Source organism: Pauljensenia sp. C0170B5, from assembly GCF_056590195.1.
Window position 1 is genome coordinate 364,573 of sequence record NZ_JBWPVR010000001.1, and the last position, 13,510, is coordinate 378,082.

13 protein-coding genes and 1 pseudogene are annotated in these 13,510 nt (G+C 55.1%); 4 read left to right on the forward strand and 10 right to left on the reverse strand.

The features are described 5' to 3' along the window. Positions 1-293 precede the first annotated feature (293 nt). From AC1EJZ_RS01625 to AC1EJZ_RS01655, 7 genes and pseudogenes are all read right to left on the reverse strand, one after another. Positions 294-1,109: an N-acetylmuramoyl-L-alanine amidase gene (locus AC1EJZ_RS01625; RefSeq protein ID WP_072510112.1), complete on the reverse strand. Its 816-nt coding sequence runs from the start codon at positions 1,107-1,109 to the stop codon at positions 294-296. Beyond that, positions 1,109-1,564 carry a phage holin family protein gene (locus AC1EJZ_RS01630; RefSeq protein ID WP_101486036.1) on the reverse strand — a complete coding sequence of 152 codons (456 nt, stop codon included), beginning with the start codon at positions 1,562-1,564 and terminating at the stop codon, positions 1,109-1,111. Before AC1EJZ_RS01630 ends, AC1EJZ_RS01625 begins: the two co-directional genes overlap by 1 nt. An 80-nt stretch (positions 1,565-1,644) precedes the next feature. After that, on the reverse strand, positions 1,645-1,866 hold the full coding sequence (locus tag AC1EJZ_RS01635) for an acetyl-CoA carboxylase (protein ID WP_072510114.1): 222 nt from the start codon (positions 1,864-1,866) through the stop codon (positions 1,645-1,647). After that, positions 1,863-2,285 (reverse strand): DUF1617 family protein, encoded by a 423-nt coding sequence (locus AC1EJZ_RS01640; protein ID WP_101486037.1) that lies wholly within the window; start codon positions 2,283-2,285, stop codon positions 1,863-1,865. The genes AC1EJZ_RS01635 and AC1EJZ_RS01640 overlap by 4 nt, the downstream gene beginning before the upstream one ends. Positions 2,286-2,301: 16 nt before the next feature. Further along, a pseudogene (locus tag AC1EJZ_RS01645) lies at positions 2,302-4,899 on the reverse strand (phage tail spike protein). 71 nt (positions 4,900-4,970) lie between these two features. Continuing rightward, on the reverse strand, positions 4,971-5,663 hold the full coding sequence (locus tag AC1EJZ_RS01650) for a hypothetical protein (protein ID WP_072510116.1): 693 nt from the start codon (positions 5,661-5,663) through the stop codon (positions 4,971-4,973). Between the two features lie 2 nt (positions 5,664-5,665). Continuing rightward, complete coding sequence (locus AC1EJZ_RS01655; RefSeq protein ID WP_480289136.1) at positions 5,666-8,341, reverse strand: phage tail protein; 2,676 nt, start codon at positions 8,339-8,341, stop codon at positions 5,666-5,668. 77 nt (positions 8,342-8,418) lie between these two features. Between AC1EJZ_RS01655 and AC1EJZ_RS01660 the strand changes: the two genes are divergently transcribed. Together AC1EJZ_RS01660 and AC1EJZ_RS01665 are read left to right on the forward strand one after the other, a co-directional pair. Beyond that, positions 8,419-8,604 carry a hypothetical protein gene (locus AC1EJZ_RS01660; RefSeq protein ID WP_048707943.1) on the forward strand — a complete coding sequence of 62 codons (186 nt, stop codon included), beginning with the start codon at positions 8,419-8,421 and terminating at the stop codon, positions 8,602-8,604. Next, positions 8,601-9,224, forward strand: coding sequence for an alpha/beta fold hydrolase (locus AC1EJZ_RS01665; RefSeq protein WP_048707946.1), 624 nt, complete (start codon positions 8,601-8,603; stop codon positions 9,222-9,224). Before AC1EJZ_RS01660 ends, AC1EJZ_RS01665 begins: the two co-directional genes overlap by 4 nt. 190 nt (positions 9,225-9,414) lie before the next feature. Here the strand turns inward: AC1EJZ_RS01665 and AC1EJZ_RS01670 are convergent, their stop codons facing one another. Continuing rightward, positions 9,415-9,840, reverse strand: coding sequence for a polysaccharide deacetylase family protein (locus AC1EJZ_RS01670; protein ID WP_024058997.1), 426 nt, complete (start codon positions 9,838-9,840; stop codon positions 9,415-9,417). Between the two features lie 15 nt (positions 9,841-9,855). Next, the gene (locus AC1EJZ_RS01675) at positions 9,856-10,464 is read right to left on the reverse strand and encodes a major tail protein (protein WP_101486039.1); all 609 of its coding nucleotides are present in this window, start codon (positions 10,462-10,464) and stop codon (positions 9,856-9,858) included. Between the two features lie 60 nt (positions 10,465-10,524). Here AC1EJZ_RS01675 and AC1EJZ_RS01680 point away from each other — a divergent pair, with 60 nt between their 5' ends. Continuing rightward, positions 10,525-11,037: a VanZ family protein gene (locus tag AC1EJZ_RS01680; RefSeq protein WP_038109038.1), complete on the forward strand. Its 513-nt coding sequence runs from the start codon at positions 10,525-10,527 to the stop codon at positions 11,035-11,037. A gap of 312 nt (positions 11,038-11,349) precedes the next feature. Here the strand turns inward: AC1EJZ_RS01680 and AC1EJZ_RS01685 are convergent, their stop codons facing one another. Next, entirely contained in the window at positions 11,350-12,051 is a 702-nt protein-coding gene (locus AC1EJZ_RS01685) for a TetR/AcrR family transcriptional regulator (protein WP_048707960.1), read from the reverse strand. Between the two features lie 93 nt (positions 12,052-12,144). Between AC1EJZ_RS01685 and AC1EJZ_RS01690 the strand changes: the two genes are divergently transcribed. Continuing rightward, positions 12,145-13,368: an MFS transporter gene (locus tag AC1EJZ_RS01690; protein ID WP_048707963.1), complete on the forward strand. Its 1,224-nt coding sequence runs from the start codon at positions 12,145-12,147 to the stop codon at positions 13,366-13,368. Positions 13,369-13,510: the final 142 nt, after the last annotated feature.

A 13,510-nucleotide genomic window follows, 5' to 3' on the forward strand; every position in this document is an offset into this window, starting at 1 on the left:
CACCGGAGCGGCGTCAAGGTTTCGGGTTGTGCAGTACGAGCGGACCTGGTCACGAGTTAGGGCGCAAAACTCGGCAATCGCTTTATACCCCCAGCCCGCCGTGCGCAGGTTGCGGATACGTTGTTCATCAAGATCATTCACAGTGGGGTCACTCCCTTCACCCCACTGCCGACAAACCCCCGATTGTTAAATCCGTCCATGAAACGACGAAAAGCCCCGCCACCACCGGCTCCCCGAGGATTGGGAAGTCACAGTGGTGACGGGGCTCAGTCGCTCCGACGTGGCGCGGATGTTTAGTAGCCGAGCTTGGCATTCACGCGAGCTTGTACGGCGCTGTAGAGATTTCCGAGTCGGCGCTTACGTTCCTCACCGTTGCCGTACTCGCCGCGAATAACGGCATCGGCAAGAGCATCAATGTTCGGCCCTGCTGGCTTCGCGGCAGGTGCGTTGCCAGAGAGCTTCTCGTTCACGCGCTGCTGGACAGCCGCATAGTTGGCTCCGAGGCAACGCTTACGCTCCTCACCGTTCCCGTAATCGCCGCGAATCACTGCATCAGCGAGAGCGTCGATATTCGGCGCTGCAGGAGCGGGTGCTGGTGCACTACCGCTCATCTGGTCATACCAAGACTGTGCGCGGGACATGTAGGCAGCATGCTGAGAACCAGCAAGAGAAGCCGGACAAGCAGTCGCAGAAAAGTCCTTGTGCCCGAAGACGTTCTTGCCCCAAGCCGGGCGGCCAAGACCGTAGAACTTGCAAACGGCCGCCACGAGGTGTGCTCCGTTATCGAGGCACGCCTCCGACACAGCCCACGGGTTCGAGGACACATCCGCATGCTCGATGCCGATACTGGTGGTGTTGGCGGCAAAGTTGCCTGCATGCCAGGCGGTATCGCGATCCCACACCAACTGGCCGATGCGTCCGTCGGTTTGGACTTGGTAGTGGGCGGAAGCTGGACGCGTTTGCCACACGTCGTAGCAGCCCCTAATGGTGAGGTTTCCGGCGTTGTGGTGAATGATGACCTTATCGATCCGCCTACCATTCCTGCCGGGCGTGTAGTGTGTGTTCATGATGAGGTCGATGTCAGCCTCAAGCGTGTTCCAATTCTTCATCAGTGAATCTCCTTTTCAGTGGTTGGTGGTTCGGTCAGTGAGGGTCTTGTTTCGGCGCGGTTGGCGATCGCATCGAGCGCCCCACGCATTTGGGATGGGACGGGTAGGCCGAGGCGGGTGGCGTTCTCCACGAGGGAGATGCCTTCGTTGGATAGGTAGAAGAAGATGACCGCCGCTCGCAGCACGCCGGGTGCTCCGAGAATATGGACGTCGATCAAATGGGCGAGGCCGACGAGGGTGAAGATGAGGATTTTGCGGCTGATACCCCTAAAACCGACGGATGAGCTGAGGCGGCGTTCGTTGATGGCGGCCAGCACCCCGGTGATGTAGTCGGCGATAGTGAAAACAATCAGCGCATAGACGAGGCCGTCGAGCCCTCCAAGATAAGCGGCGAGCCACGCACCAATACCAGCGATGCCGGCTTGAATGGCGTGCCAGATGGCGTGTAGGGACATGGGTATTCCTTTCTGTGGGCATAAAAATTGCCCACACCCATCTGGGGTGAAGGCATCAAAAATTGGTGTAGCGCAGCGTGTTACATGGTCGGGTCAGTGAGGACCTCGAGAATTGGCAGGCTCAAGTCGAAGGACGCCACCTTGGGCGCTGGGAGTTCTTGGGCTTCGATGGCCTCTGCTGGTGGTGCGGGCGTGGCATCGGACTCAACTGGGACGATGGGTAGCTGTACTTCTTCGCTAGACGTTGACTCATCATCTGAAACGTCGGTCATTTCTGTGTCCTTTTCTTCCTTGTCCTTCATTGGCCACCCTTGGTGATGGCGTCGTAGAGGACGTCGTAGGCTTCCGCCGCCACGCCAGACAGTTCACCCTCATAGCCGTCAAGAAGTGCTTTCACGTCCTTGTCGTGGCCGTCGTAGGTGGGCCCCGACACTTCCGCAACAGATGCCAGCAGATTCTGACGGGCATCGAGGAATTCACTGGCTTTGTCGGGGTCGGCGAGCATGAAGGTGCCGTCATCTGCGAACACTGGGCGACCATGATCGTCGAGTGTTGCATAGTGGGTGACGAGGTCGTATTCGTCTTCCCCGAACCGTGCAATCGCTTCCTTCACTAGCGTGAGGAGTTTGGAGCGCGCCCTGGATTGAGCGGCTTTGAGCGGCATGTTCTCGAGTAGGTCGGCGATGGGTTGCAAATGGTGGTTGGCGAGCATGATCTTCATCAGGGTTTCCTTTTACTTATGCGAGGTTGGTGGACATGGCCGACAGGCCTGTGTTGGAGAAGTACCGCCACGTGATGTTCGAGCCGGTTCCGGATATGGATGTGATCCACCCTTGATTGAGTAAGCTGAGGATCGCGTTCATCCGCGACATCAAATCTTTGGTGCGATCAAAGAGACGGGTCATGTTGTAATACGAGCCGTTGGTGACGACCATGACGTCGTAGGTGTGGAAGACGATCTTCGCCAGCCCATTGCTCGACACCCACCCGGCGTAGGTGCCTTTCCCGGTGAGCGTGCAGTCTTGCAAGGTCACGTAGCGTGAGCCGGTGGTGTAGAACTTGTAGCCGTTGGTGCGCAAGTCAGCACCAAGATGAATGCCGGCCTTGCCGTAGAAGCGTCCCTTCGGATCCAGGGTGAGGCAGGTGAAGTAGCCACCGCCGGAAACCGTCTGGTATGTCCAGGCCACATAGTCGCCTTGATAGGCGACCTGGTTGACGACGCCTTGCACGTCGGGCTTGTCCTTGTGGGCACGGCGTGCCATCTCCCCGATGTAGCGGGTGCCGTACCAGAACTGCATGCCCGCGCTCGTAATCTTTCCCTCCAACGTCGAGCCGTTATACCAAGCGATCTGATACGGGGTGATGCGGATAGATTGCGTCCAGCCTGCCAGGCCTACTTGGATGGCGTTGGTCGCGAGCTTGTCGGCCGTAATCGAGCGCGCCCCAATCCGAGCCGCCGACAACGTGCCGGTGGTGATCTTCCCAGCATCCAGCGAGGCGATCTTCGCGGATGTGACCGCCGCGTCCTTGATCATCGCATTGGTGATGTATCCGTTGGCGATCGTCAACTTGTCGGATGTAATCGATCCGGCGGCAATCCGCCCAGCAGCTAAATACCCGGAGGTGATCTTCGAGGCCGAGAGCGACCCGATTTTCGCGTCGGTGATCGCGGCGTCTGCGATGTGTGCGGTGCCGATGGCGGCGTCTGCGATGTGTGCTTGGCTGATCGCTTTCGACCCGATCATCGCAGCCCCAACCGGTGTTTGTTCCCATTGGTTGTTGGTGAGGATGTATTGGCGGGCGATCACGCCGTCTACGCGCACTTGCCATAGCGAGCCCTCCGGTCGGCCAGCCGCGTCCGCTACGCTCGGGTCAACAACGGCAACCGTGAGCCGCCCATCCGAAGTCATCGCAACGTCGTGGGCATCTTGCGCCAACTGGGTAGCACCAGCGGCTGCGGTCTTGGCTTGGTCGACCTCTGCGCGTGCTGCGTCGAGTTACGCGCTGATCTGTGCATGGTTCAGATCAGTAGCGAGTGCCACCCAGTCGGGCTGCCCGGTGTCGGTGAGCCGGTAGATCCAGATTTCGGTGGTTTCGCCGTTCTGCTTGAACCATGTGTCGCCGAGCTGTGCCTTCTCGGGTTGGGCACTGCCGTAGTGGTTGGTGTTCTTCCCATCCGCTGAGGCAAGTGCGAATCCTGCCGTATCCGACGCAGCCACCGCCGTATTGATGGCGGTCTTGACTTGCCGGGTGACAGACGTGAACTTCCGAGCTACGGTTCCAAGTTCGACCGAGATGTATTGACCTGTGAGCGGGTTGTATTCGTATGCCACCACCCGTGCCGTGAGCGCGACACCAAGATCAGCGTGGCGGACGGTCACGGTGTCGCCAATTTCGACGGTTTCCAGGCGTGCAAGGTCAGCGTATTCGCGGGTTTGTGAAAGGTCAGTGAAGTGGATCTTGTACGAAGCGGACGGCTCATCCACATGCTTGGCGTTGAATTCTGCTGCCGCCAGTCGGCGTAGTTCGCCGTGTGCTTGGTCGAGTGGAAGCTCGCCTTCACGTGGGTTGTCTTTATCCGTGATGGCTTTGACTTGTCCGTAGCGGATGACGCGGATACGCGGCACCACATAGTCCCCCAATTTCGGGCTATCCACATAGAGTTCAGGCAAGAGCAGGCCGTCGTAGCCAATCGGCAAAATCCGCATCACCACCGTCGAAAAATCAATGGATGATTCGAAGCCGGTGAGGTTCTTCCGATCACTGATGACCATCCCGTGGTTGGCTCCGCGCATGGGCGCGTGATGGATATGGAAATTATCGCGGGTCAGTTCGCCGCCCCAACGCGCAGCGAACGTATTGTCCTCGCCCGCATCCATGAGAGCGGCGGCGATGGGCATGCGCACCAACCGCGCCGAAGACCTAGTCACCGTATCCGATGAGGTAGCAGTAAACCCGTGCTTAGTGTTCGCCGCCCCAAGGATCTGCGTCAGTGCGCCTTTCGCGGTTTTGTTGACCACGTAGGTGTCGGCGATGAGATTCGCCGCCAAATCATAGAAGACATGAAACGCCGTTACTTCGAGCATTCCTTCGAGGGTGGTGACGACCTCGCTAATCCGGAAACCCTGACGTTGCTCCAGCCTTGGCACGGGCGCTGCCACAATGTTCTCAAGTACGATGTGCGTGGCAGCAGGTCCATCTGCCGGGTAGGTGAAGGTCAGGGAGAATTCGCCACCCAGTTCTTCCGTCACGATCGGGTTGATGATCTCCCGATCCAAGACTCCTAGCCCGGTGGCGGTGAATGTCGTGGCGGTGCGGTCGTGAACCGTAATCATCAAAATGCCTCCAAACAGCATGAAGGCCGCCCACCACAGGACGGCTAGGAACAATTGAGCGAACGGGGTGGTTAGGGGTTGCGCCAATTCGGCACGACGACGACCTTGCTGATGCCGGTGCCGAGGGTGATCCTGTTCAACCCAGGCTTCAAGGTTGGGAAAGTTTCGGTGAGCGCATCGGTCTGCACGCGACCTGATACGTGTGCGACGAGACGCGCGCTGTCGAGCGTGATAGAGCCTGCTGGCGAATTCACGTGGTAGACGCGCGCATTGATCGTCAAAGACAACGCTCCGGTGCCAGTAACGGTGATGATCGGATCGGCATCGAGTAGGCCGGGGTTGGTGATCGTCCCCGACTCCGAGATAGTTACGGGCTTCAAGCCCTCGGTCAGGTAAGTGAAGGGCTGGCAGGTCAGGCGTGCGGTGAAGAACCCCCACCCCGACAACTCCCGGCGCAGCTCGCTCACTTCGCAGTGCTTAACCTTCCGATACACACCCGACTCACCAGTGAACGCGATCGTCTGGGCATTGGTGAGCTCGTGAGTGGCCCGCCGGTACTGGTCGAGCCCATCACGGATAGGAACGGCGAGCTCAAGCTCAAGTTCGGTGTCCTCCCAGCCCGTGAACCTGGTCAGGGTCCCGGCGCGGCCTTCGACCTCAATATCTTCCACCGCACGGACGGCTGCGGGTATCGCCACCGGGGCGGTCAAGCGCAGACCAAGCGACGTAGAGGTCACCGCGCTGTTGAGGGTGAAGCCAAACATGATCAGTAGCCTCCTGCCATCACGGTCTGCCGCCGATCAAGACGAGCAAGTTGTTTGTCGAGGGCGGGTGCGAGTTTGCCGACCAGCGTCCCATCCGACAAAGTCACCGAAATATCCAAAGACCCGAGGATGCGCTTTGCAGTCGCATCCACGATCCCAGCGACATCCACACGCTCGTCAGAGACGTCGCTGATCCGCTGAGATACAGTCACGGGCTGTGGGGTGAGGTCAACGGCAGGTACCTGCAGGTCAGCGACCGCCTCGATCGGCACGGCCAGCCCGTCCTCAAGGTCGGCGAAGGCGTCCATCGTGTCCCTAGCCAAACCAGTGGCAGCGGTGACGGCTTTGTTGCCATCGGTTTTGATCGAGCCTGCCAGGCCTTCAACGAGCATCCGTCCAGCCCAGGCCATCTTGCGAGACGGGCTGTGGATGCCGAAGAAGCCAGTGATCGAGTCCCAAATCCCGCTTGCCCAGTTCGAGACCCGATTCCACAGCCAGCCCGCCAAGCCTTGGATTCCGTTCCACAGGCCGTAGACGAGGTTTTTACCCGCCTCCACCATCTGCCACACGCCCTGCCCAACAGCAGACACAATCCCAGAAATAATCGATGGGATTGCTGCGACGATCGTGGAAATAATCTGCGGTAGGTTTCGCACCAACGCGGTCAAGAGTTGAATTCCGGCTTGGATGAGTTGCGGGATTGCCCCACCAATCGCCGACACAATCGCGCCGATGATCTGGGGCAACGCGGCCACGATCGTCGTAATGATTTGGGGCAAGGCACCAATCAACGCCGTCAGTAGCTGAATGCCAGCGTCGATGAGCTGTGGGATCGCGCCGACCACGCCGCTGACGATCGCGGTAATAATCTGCGGGAGCGCAGCAACGATCGCTGTGATGATCTGCGGTAGCGCACCAATCAAGGCGGTCAGCAGTTGGATTCCTGCTTCGATGATTTGCGGGATAGCATCCACAAGGAACGTGACAATCCCCGTGATGATTTGTGGCAGGGCTTCGATGATGACGGGGATTGATGCGATGAGGCCTTCGGCGAGTCCGGTGATGAGTTGCAACGCCGCATCAAGAAGCAACGGGAGGTTGTCCACCAGGCCCTGCACCAAAGCCATGAGCATCTCCACCGCCGCAGGGATCAGTTCTGGCAAGGCTTCACCGATACCTGAGACGAGGGTGGCAATAATCTGCACCGCTGCCTCAAGCAGACTCGGTAGGGCTTCGATGATTGCCTCGACCAGCGCGATAATCAGCGTTACCGCTGTTTCCGCTACTTGTGGCAACACCTTGATAATGCCTTCGAGCAGGGCGGTCAAAATGCTCATGCCGGTTTCAACCACCATCGGTAGCTGCTCAGCAATAAATGCGAGGGCTTCCTGTAAGACTTGGCCGAGGGCGTCGATGAGTGCGGGTGTTCCGCCTTCTTCAAACGCTGCGGTGAGTTCGTCGATCCACCCGTTGACCATCGGCAACACCGAACCAGCCAACGCCTCCGACAGGCCACCAGCCAACAACCCCTTGAGATTTTCCACCCCGTCCTGCATCGTGGCAAGCTGCCCGGAGAAGGTCTTGGATTGGGCGTCCATGGCCCCGTAGAAACGCCCGCCTTCAGCAGTAGCACTGGCGAATGCGTCAGCGACCATGTCAGCCGAAATAGCACCCTTGGCCATATCCTCTTTCAGTTCACCGATGGACTTGCCGGTCTTGCGGGAGATCTCTTCGAGCGGGTTGAATCCGGCGTTGATCATCTGCAGTAAGTCCTGACCCGTGAGCTTGCCGGTCGAGGACATTTGGGCGAAGGCGAGCGTTAGCGATTCCATCTTCACCGCATCGCCTTGGGAGATATCGCCGATTTCGTTCAGGTGCTTTTTCGCATCCTCCAACGACATGCCAAAGCTCAGGAGGGTTTGCATGTTGCCCGCGAGGTCCTCCATACCAAACGGAGTCTTCGCCGCCTGAACTTTCAGGTCGTTAACGAGTTGTTGGGCTTTGGCTTGGTCACCCAGCATCGTCGTAAAGGACGTGGAGTATTGCTCCATACGGGCGTTGTACTCCACGCCCGCTTTGAGGGCTCCGGCCATGCCGCGACCGATCGAGGCGATCGCATGCCCGATACCCTTCACCCCGGCAATGATGGCTTCGGAGGCGAGGTTGGCTTTCAACACGTCGCCGAAAATGCGGGTCTTGGAGCTGGTGGTGTCCATCTCGTCCCCGAGATCATCCACCGCGCCCTCAAGACGTCCTGCGTCCTTTGCCGCGCCCTTGGCATCGTCACCGGCACCGTCAGCCTCGTTCCCGAAATCCGACAGGGCGTCGTTGTTGGCTTTCAGCTCGCCTTCAAGCCGGTTGAGTTCAGCGCCTGCGTTATTGAGTTGGATCTGCCAATTCTTCGTCCGGTTATCATTCTCACCAAAGCTCGTGGCGGAGTTTTCGAGTGCGGCGCGCAGGGTCTCAATCTTCGACTTTTGAGCCTCGATTTCTTTGCCCAGCACTTGGTTACGAGCCGTAAGCGCTGAAGCGGACTTATCGTTCCTATCGAACTGAGAAGCCGCCAACTTCATCTCGGATCCCAAAACCCGCATCTCACGATTAATATCCGTGATCGCGCGCTTAAACTCCCGCTCACCCTCAAGACCAATCTTCAAACCAAAAGACGAATCAGCCATGAGTGTTTACCTTTCTTTCCGGTAACGACAGTTATGGGATAATCAGTGAACGAACACGTAAAAGCGAAAGGGCATATATGGCAAAGAACAATGCGCGAGTGCGTAACTGGTTAATGCTGGTAGCCGTTGGGCTATTATTTGCAGCTATCTGTTTTGCTATTTTCGGGTTCACGCACGTGATTTCACCGGTCACCGCTATCGGAAATGCTGCTGGTTTTCTGATAACTAGCCTGGTTGCAGGTTTTTTCGCGCTGCGTAAATGAGCGATGCGCAAAAGGTAGTGTTCTTGCACGGGTTGGGTGAAACCCGTGATGTTTGGAACCCAGTAATAAAACAGCTGCCACAAACCGAGTGCATATCTCTAGACGTTTTGACAACGAAACCGCCGCTGGCTTCTTGGTTGCTTGAAGACGTATGCGCCCAGATTGCTAACTCGCTGACCGAACCAGTGCACCTGGTCGGGGTATCGTTGGGCGCAGTGATTGCTTTAAATATCGCGCTCACCCATCCGGGCAAGGTGTCCTCACTGTTTGTTTCAGCTCCGCAAGCTAAACCCCCAAAACTGTTGATGAATCTGCAAAAGACACTAATGCGAGTTCTACCAACAAAATGGGTCTGTCCGCCGCAGCTTAGCAAACCTGAGCTGGTGGGTGTGCTCGATAGTTTGAAAGATTTAGACCTTACTTCGCAGCTTCCAGCTTTATCTATGCCCGTAACTGTGGTTTGCGGCAGCAAAGATAAAGCAAACCTGCCTGCAGCCCGCAAAATCGCCGGCCTTATCCCCACAGCTCACCTAGAAGTGATCCAAGGTGCAGGGCACCAGTGGCACGCCGCCCATCCTCAGCTATTCGCCTGTTATCTCACGAAACATTTAGATCGCTAAACCCCAGCAGGAATAATATCGTCGATAAACCAGATGCGTTTCGGCTGGGCTCTGCCGGTTTCGATACGCCAGCAATCCACCAGGTCCAATAGTTCACCGAATATGGTCAGCTCGATTTGCATGCGGGTCAGTCCCAGGTGGGCGAGCCCGATATAGGTCAGGCGGGTAAAGATTGCCTCGTCACTATCTATTAAGTGTCCTTTTTCTTGGTTTGCCCTTTTGGGTCTGGGGTCTCGGTCATGATTGCTCGCCGGGTGCCGCGTTGGAGTGCCTGGGCGATAGCCTCTCGGTAGTCAGCTAAATCTGCAGGCACAGTTAGTAACTCCACTGCTTCTGCGGTCAGCTCTGGGCGCTTATCGTCCGGATGGGTGAGGTTGTGTATTTGTACGGACTGGTTAGCGAGCAGGGCGATGAGCCAGATTACCTCACCGAGTGACTTATCCATATCTTCGCTAGTTTCCAGGGCTTGACCTAAATGTTCTAGCCCTCCGTAACGTTGAGCTATAAGGCGGGTCGCACGGGTAGTGAGGACAAGCTCGTATTCTTGACCTGCGATAGTGATTGTCGCGCTTTTTAAAGAGGTGCTGGCCGGGCTGGTTTGGGTTTTCGCTGTCATGGCTTACCTGCATTTCTAGTTGTTTGTCGGTTTAATGCTGGTTGTAGCGGCAGGCTCATACACCTGCCTGTACCAGCTGGAGATCGTCTCAGCTTTCACGCCGGTGGCTCCTTCGGTGACTTCGGCTTTCCACGGGTGCTTACCGGTAGCGTCTGGTTTGTTACGCCGCAGAATCGTTCCCTCAATACTCGGGGTAGAGAACGTGATCGAATCAGCTTTGGTCGCCAGCGTGGCTCCCGGCAGAGCAAATTTGACGCGGTAAAGCCAAAAATACTGGTACTTCCCGTTAGAGCGTGCAGCTCTAAAACCAATAGCCACGGGTGCGCCACCATCCTCAGAAGTACTGATAAGTACCCCGTTCGCGTCCAGTCTCGCACCAGTTAAGGCAGCTGCAGCCTCAGCCCCGAGATCATCAACCCCAAGAGTGAGCGTTCCAGATTTGAATTCCTTGACAATCTCGGATGCCCCGTCATCGGCATACAAAATTGCCTCAGCCACCTCCACAGACAATTCTGCAGATATTGCTTTAGCCAGCGGTTTAGGAACGGCATAAGTTTCCTCACCGCTAGTGGGATCTTCGCTAATGCTCGCGTAGTAGAGCTTGTCTAAACCAATAGTTGCCATGATGTTTCTCCTTTTGGGTAGTAATTTTCGTTAGATGTCATCGAGAGATAGAATTGGGGCATGAGAGAGAAAACGCGACGCTTGACCTATGCGGTGTTCGGGATTTATCTGCTCTTGTTGTTGTGGATGGTGCTGTTCAAATTCGCCACCAGCGTTGACGACATACTGAGCATGCGGCATGCGCGCTACTTAAATCTGATCCCATTTACAGATTCTGCGAATCTTTACGGGTCGAACTTCTTTGATGAGATCGTGGTCAACTTCCTTATTTTCATCCCGTTTGGCTTGTACATGAGGATGTTGTTGAAACGGCGCTCATGGTTAATTCAATTGCTCCCACCGTTTTTAGCAAGCGTGGCATTCGAGGTCGTTCAGTACGTTTTCGCTATTGGGGTCAGCGATATCACCGATGTCATAATGAACACTGCTGGAGCCGCTACTGGCTTAGTAGTTTTTGCTCTGCTAGCCAGATTCTGGCCTGAAAAGAGCGAAAAAGTCATTAACGTCATCGGGTTAGTCCTGGAGATCTTGTTCATCGGATTTTTGACTTTCCTGATCATTGCAAACTCTTAAGGACAGGCTCTAAAACTCGAAACATCGATGGAATAGTGGTGAAAACCGGTATCCGCCTCGTATCCGATATAGCGGATTCCTGGGAGAAGCCTGTGTACTGTGAAGGGCGATAGCTAGTTCATTGGTAGTGCAGTATTTGATGTAGTCGTACCAGTTGTTTGGGAAGCTCTGGATATAGTGGATCTTCTTGTATTTATTGGAAAATCGCAGGAAATAGAGGGAGAGGCTGAAAAGCTTTGCTCTTAGCTGGATGCCTTGCGATTTTGGGAAATATTTTATGAGTATTGATGATTTCTCTTGTTCACGGGTTCGTTAGGCGTTTTCGCGAGGCAAGATTGCTATCTCTAAACCGGCGAGTACGACTTCTATGATGATTTCAAAGTATTCCTGACTCATGCGGTCTTCGTTTTTCGGGTTGGCTAGCGGAATTAAGTAGCCCTGGATGATGTCAGCCAGCGTTGTGGAGCAGACAGCTAGGGGCTGAAGTTGGGTAATCATTTGGCCTAGGTCGTGGCGCTGTTCCTGCTTGGTTGGGCTGCGCAAGTTGCGAGCAGTAATGCTCCATAGCATCGTGTTGATGATAATTGAGTATGCGATGTGAATGTACTTGCTAAAACCAGCATCCCGTAGTTTTTCGTAAGCCACCTCCAAGATTGGTATCAACGCGGCGTTCATATGTCCATACATCAGTTTGTCGGTGACTCCGGGGAATTCAAGAAAGACAGGCCTGACATTTTTTGCTAGGGAGATGAACCAATCTTTCCATTCCAGCTGCTCGTCCGGTAGTTCGATGGTGCTAGTGATCTCGCCTATTACAGAAGCGGTAATGGCGTCACGGTTTTGGTAATGGTGGTAGATGACAGAGGGAACTACTCCCAGACGCTGCGCAAGGTCACGAATCGACCATTTTTCTAGACCGCACTCTCGGGTCAGTTCCATTGCGGTGTACATGATCTTTTCCTGCGTCAGCCAGGCGCGTCTACCCGTGTTTACCCGCTTGTCTTTATTCCCCACGAAAACAGCATACCCTCAACCTCGACAATACTAGAACATTGTTCTAGTATTGTCTCAGCTTGATTGGTAGCTCACTTTGGAAAGGATGTTTTAATGTGCGCCACTAATGAACGAAACGAGAAAGTCGAATCAAAAATAGCGGGACTGTTTCCCTTGTTTTTGACGGTGTTACTGGCATATATGGGGCAGATGATTCTTAATCCAATTCTGGCTCCGCTATCGCGCGAAATCGGGCTGAAGGAATGGCACATTGGCGCCACCATTTCGTTAGCTGCCATAATGTTTTCTCTTACCTCCACCAGGTGGGGACGGGTCTCATTGCGATGGGGATCTCGGCGTATCTTGCTTATTGGCATGCTTGCCGGAATCCTGGCTCTAAGCGGATTCGCTATGGTGGTGTGGCTAGGATTTAAGGGTCTGCTCACCGGCATAGCGTTGATCATAGGAGTAGTCATAACTAGGGGAGTGCTGTACGGCGGTGCCATCGCATCAGTTTCCCCAGCCGCGCAAACCTACGTTGTGACTCATACCTACAATGAGACGCAACGGGTAAAGGGTCTGGGAGTCTTGGGTGCTGCACAAGGATTCTCGTCTATTCTTGGAGCCTTATTGGGCGGCAGCCTTGCAGCTATAGGAGGTTTCATGATGCCCTTGCTGGTGATGCCTCTGGTCATGCTTTTAGGCGTTGCCGTTTTGCTGCTAACATTCAAACCCACAGGTAGCGAAGAAAAAGTCGCTCAACCGGCAAAAGTTTCCTATTTTGATTCAAGAGTATTCGTGTTCCTGGCTTGCGGTTTCCTAATGTTTACCGCTTTTTCTACCGTGGCTACACTTTTCGGCTTTTTACTGCAGGATGTTTTGAAGCTAGCGGCCGGCGCAACAGCAGGGCTCACCGCTTTGTGCATGTCAATAATGGGTGTGGTGATGATACTGGCGCAGGCCTTGGTGGCTCCAAGGTTAAACTGGGGTGCTAAAAAACTCTTTAGAAGAGGATTAATAATCGTTCTTCTCGGGTTACTACTCTTGGTTTATCCACTAAATCTTGGACTGTTCATCGTGGCCAGCATCTTGACAGGCTTTGGTCTAGGCCTGGCGATGCCTGGCTACAACACGGCGCCTACTTTGCAAATGAAGCCCGAAGAACAAGGTGGGCTGGCCGGGTTGATTAATGCTAACAATGGTGCTGCCTATGTAGTGGCACCGATAGCCTCTACCGCACTTTACGGACTCTCTCCGTGGCTACCAATGACATGTTGCGCAGTCCTGATAGCTGCGGCAATTTTGCTGAGTTTTTACCATCCCGAGTTCCGCAAATAATCTCTTTATGATTAGAAGCAAAAACCATAAAAATTCCTGCTAAAGCGGTGTTGACTTCAGCAGAACTATGATGTCTAGTCGCTACGAGGTTCAAACAAACTCAAACGTCTCAAAAACCCCATGCAAACACGGGGTCATTCAG